The following is a 4,125-nucleotide window of genomic DNA, read 5'->3' on the forward strand; positions in this document are numbered from 1 at the left end:
TCAAAGAAGACAAATACCTAAATCTTTATTTCCAAAACAAAAGGGACATTAGAATTATTTTCCAAATATTTTAAATTAATTACTAAATTCTCGCTTATTCCTTGTATAATATATATATTGATAGCTTTTTCTATTACATGGGGGTGAGCCAAGATGGATACGAAATATTTAGATTTACTTACAGAAAAGTATGATTCAGAAGAGAAAGTGGTAACTGAAATAATAAACCTTGACGCCATACTAAACCTTCCGAAAGGGACAGAGCATTTTGTCAGTGACCTGCATGGTGAGTATCATGCCTTTCAACATGTTTTAAGAAATGGTTCAGGAAATGTGAAAGAAAAAATTCGTGATTTATTTAAAGAAGAGCTTTCCAAAGCCGAAATCGATGAATTTGCCACATTGGTTTATTATCCAGAAGAAAAACTAAAAAGAGTAGTTAATTCATTTATACATACATATGAACTGGATGCCTGGTATGCAGATACAATCGAAAGAATGATTCGATTAGTATCATATGCATCTTCCAAATATACAAATTCAAAAGTTCGAAAAGCATTACCACCACAATTTGTTTATATTATTGAAGAATTATTGTATGAAAAAAATGAATTGAATAATAAAACGGATTATTATTCAAGCATCATTAACAGAATCATTTCATTAGGACAAGCAAATAAATTAATTATTGGACTAGCTTATACCATACAAAGACTCGTTGTCGATCATTTACATGTAGTAGGCGATATATATGACCGGGGTCCCTATCCTGACAAAATAATGGAAACATTAATGGACTACCATTCAGTTGATATTCAATGGGGAAATCATGACGTATTATGGATCGGTGCATTTGCTGGATCAAAAGTATGTCTTGCTAATATTATTCGAATATGTGCGAGGTACGATAATTTAGATATTATCGAGGATGCATATGGAATCAATTTGCGCCCTCTCTTAAACTTAGCAAATAAATATTATAAAGATAATAAAGCTTTCCGCCCAAAAATGAATGCAAAAAAAGAAGAGAATACAGAAGAAAATATATTACAAATTACCAAAATTCATCAAGCTATATCTATCATTCAATTTAAATTGGAAATGCCTATTATTAAAAGACGCCCTGATTTTCAAATGCATCATCGTCTTCTACTAGAAAAAATTGATTATGAAACGAACACAATTAATTTTAATGAAAAAATTTTCTCATTAGAAAATACTTGCTTTAATACAATCAATCCAGAAGATCCCTCTCTTCTTTTAAAAGAAGAAGAACAAGTCATAAATAAACTGCTTTTTTCGATACAGCATTCAGAAAAGCTCGCGAGACATATACACTTTTTAATGAACAAAGGAAGTCTTTATTTAAAATACAATAGTAATTTATTAATCCATGGCTGTATTCCTTTAAATGAGGACGGTTCAATGAAAACGATGCAAATAGATGGGAAAGAGTATAGAGGAAAAGAATTGTTTGATTTATTTGAATCCTATTTACGCTATAGCTTCAATCATCCAGAAATAACTGATGACTTTGCTACAGATTTAGTTTGGTATTTATGGACTGGCGAGAATTCCTCCTTATTTGGCAAAAAAGATATGACTACGTTTGAGCGATATTTTATAAATGAGAAAGAGACACATAAAGAAAAAAAGAATGCTTATTATTTTTTGCGAGAACAAGAAGATATTTGCCGCAATATATTGCAGGAGTTCGGATTAAATCCGGACCAGGGGCATATCATTAACGGACATACTCCTGTTGCTGAAATAAATGGGGAAAATCCAATTAAGGCAAATGGAAAAATGATTGTTATTGATGGTGGGTTCTCCAAAGCATATCAATCAAAAACAGGAATTGCAGGGTATACCTTATTATACAATTCTTACGGAATGCAATTAGTTGCACATAAACGGTTTACTTCCAAAGAGGATGTACTCGAAAATGGTACAGATGTATTATCTGTAAAAAGAGTTGTTGATAGGGAGCTTCAACGGAAAAAGGTATTAGAAACCAATGTTGGAGAAAAGTTATTGGAGCAAATGAACGATTTAAATCAGTTATTGGAATATCGCTATATAAAAAAATAAAAAGACACAAACAATCAGTGGATTTCCTTATTCACTGATTGTTTGTTGTTTTAACAGAAATTGTTGCACAGTTTGGCCTACTATGTTTTCTCTATAAGTTCCCTCGTTAGTCAGTATCTTTATCTGCCCATAAGATTGATTGTCGACACTGCAGGATAATTAAAAACATCTTTCTTCCACCTCTCGTTCTTATCTTAATTTTTATAAAAAGCGTACTGCAGACAATTGCTTTCTTCTATTCTCTTCCATTATTTCCTCAATAATTTGTTGATGTCGTATTTCTTCTTCTGTCATCTGTTTTTGATGAATAGTAATTGTAAAAAATAGCATATTTAACGTCATTTCCTTTCACTCCTTATACATTTTTAGTAATTGTTATGGGAAAAGTACCCAGAACGAATCTGTTTTGTTTTTGTTTCTTCATACATTTGCTCAATTTCCTGTAAATGAGCATGTTCTTCGTTTGTCATCTTTTTAAAGTGAATCGTTATTGTTATAAAGAATATATTTAAGGTCATTTCTTCACCTCCTAAGAGAGCACTTTTTATAACCCATTTCTTAAATAGCCTACTTCGTCGAGTTTTCTACGATTTTCCTCGATTCTTTTTTTCATTTCCATTTCTTGCATCCAATCAGCATTTGTATACTGCTTTTTCTTAATCGTAACCGTTAGAAGAATTAGATTTAATGTCATTTCCTTTACACCTCTCTTTAATCAATTATTACCATAAATGGAATTTTTTCTCGTGAGCGCACAAAAAAACCGCAAATAGACCTATCTGCGGTTTAAAAATAGACATAATAAAACCGCAGGACACGACTACCCTGCGGTTGGATATTTTCTAGTTAGAATAAACTAAGATAAAATTTCCCATTCCGAAGTGGTTGAATTCGTGTATATTGCATATTCAATTACTAGTACACTGTTTAATTCTGGTAAAAATCTTTCCATTTTATTCAACCTCCTTAGAATTTTTTATCTCACATTGGTAATTATATCCTCCAATGCCAGCTTTGTAAACCTTTTTTTAAAATTTAGACGGCTACCCACAGTTATTTAGTGATTTCTCCTATTTTTGTTTAATCTTTTCAAACAGACAAGGAGTCAAGATAAAAAGGGATATCAAATAGCCATACTATTTGATATCCCTTTTTATTTTTAAATTATTGTAGTGCTTGCTTTAAATCCTCGATTAAATCTTCTACATCCTCTAGTCCAACAGAAATTCTTACAAGACCATCAGTTATCCCAAGCTCTGCTCTTCTTTCTGCTGGGATTGAAGCATGTGTCATCCTTGCCGGAACAGAGATTAAACTTTCTACAGCCCCTAAGCTTTCTGCTAGGGTGAAGAACTTGACTTTCTTTAAAAGCTTATCAGCGTTTTCTGCACTTCCAACATCAAAGCTAACCATGCCTCCAAAACCTAGTGCTTGCTTCTTGCTTATTTCATGATTTGGATGTGTGCTTAAACCTGGATAATATACCTTTGAAATGGCAGGATGTTCTTCTAAAAATGAGACAATTTGCTTTGTATTGCTTTCATGTTCCTCCATACGTATTCCAAGTGTTTTCATCCCTCTGATAAGAAGCCAAGAATCATTTGGTCCTAATACACCGCCTGTTGAATTTTGAACAAAATGAAGATCTTCTCCTAATTTTTCATCTTTAACGACTACCAATCCAGAGACGACATCACTGTGCCCACCTAAATACTTTGTTGCACTATGAAGCACGATATCCGCCCCTAGTGTTAATGGTGTTTGCCAATATGGCGTAGAGAATGTATTATCTACAATCGTAAATAAGCCATTTTCTTTCGCAACATGAGAAGCTGCCTCGATGTCTGTTATTTTTAATAACGGATTGGTTGGGGTTTCGATATACAAAGCAACTGTATTTTCTTTTATTGCTTCTTTTATATTGCTAATATCACTGGTATCGACAAAACTTGCCTCGATACCAAACTTATTTAATACCTTTGTCATTACTCGGAAAGTTCCACCATAAACATCGTCTGTAAATAATATATGGTC

Annotated in this window: 5 protein-coding genes; 1 reads left to right on the forward strand and 4 read right to left on the reverse strand. The window is 32.6% G+C overall.

What is annotated here, in order from left to right:
• Window positions 1–153 precede the first annotated feature (153 nt).
• A complete protein-coding gene (locus tag ADJ83_RS01555; RefSeq protein ID WP_031538897.1) occupies window positions 154–2,091 on the forward strand; it encodes a fructose-bisphosphatase class III in 1,938 nt (645 codons plus the stop codon).
• Between the two features lie 201 nt (window positions 2,092–2,292).
• Here the strand turns inward: ADJ83_RS01555 and ADJ83_RS24695 are convergent, their stop codons facing one another.
• The 4 genes from ADJ83_RS24695 to ADJ83_RS01560 all read right to left on the reverse strand — a co-directional run.
• Complete coding sequence (locus ADJ83_RS24695) at window positions 2,293–2,433, reverse strand: YrzI family small protein (protein ID WP_081836693.1); 141 nt, start codon at window positions 2,431–2,433, stop codon at window positions 2,293–2,295.
• Window positions 2,434–2,456: 23 nt separating this feature from the next.
• Window positions 2,457–2,609, reverse strand: a complete 153-nt coding sequence (locus ADJ83_RS24700; RefSeq protein WP_081836692.1) for a YrzI family small protein — start codon at window positions 2,607–2,609, stop codon at window positions 2,457–2,459.
• A 26-nt stretch (window positions 2,610–2,635) separates the two neighbouring features.
• Entirely contained in the window at window positions 2,636–2,785 is a 150-nt protein-coding gene (locus ADJ83_RS24705) for a YrzI family small protein (RefSeq protein WP_081836691.1), read from the reverse strand.
• Between the two features lie 470 nt (window positions 2,786–3,255).
• A partial coding sequence (locus ADJ83_RS01560; protein WP_048716609.1) for a PLP-dependent transferase occupies window positions 3,256–4,125 on the reverse strand: 870 nt, incomplete at its 5' end.

Origin of the sequence: Bacillus sp. 522_BSPC (assembly GCF_001076885.1) — a bacterium.
Taxonomy (GTDB): domain Bacteria; phylum Bacillota; class Bacilli; order Bacillales; family Cytobacillaceae; genus Niallia; species Niallia hominis.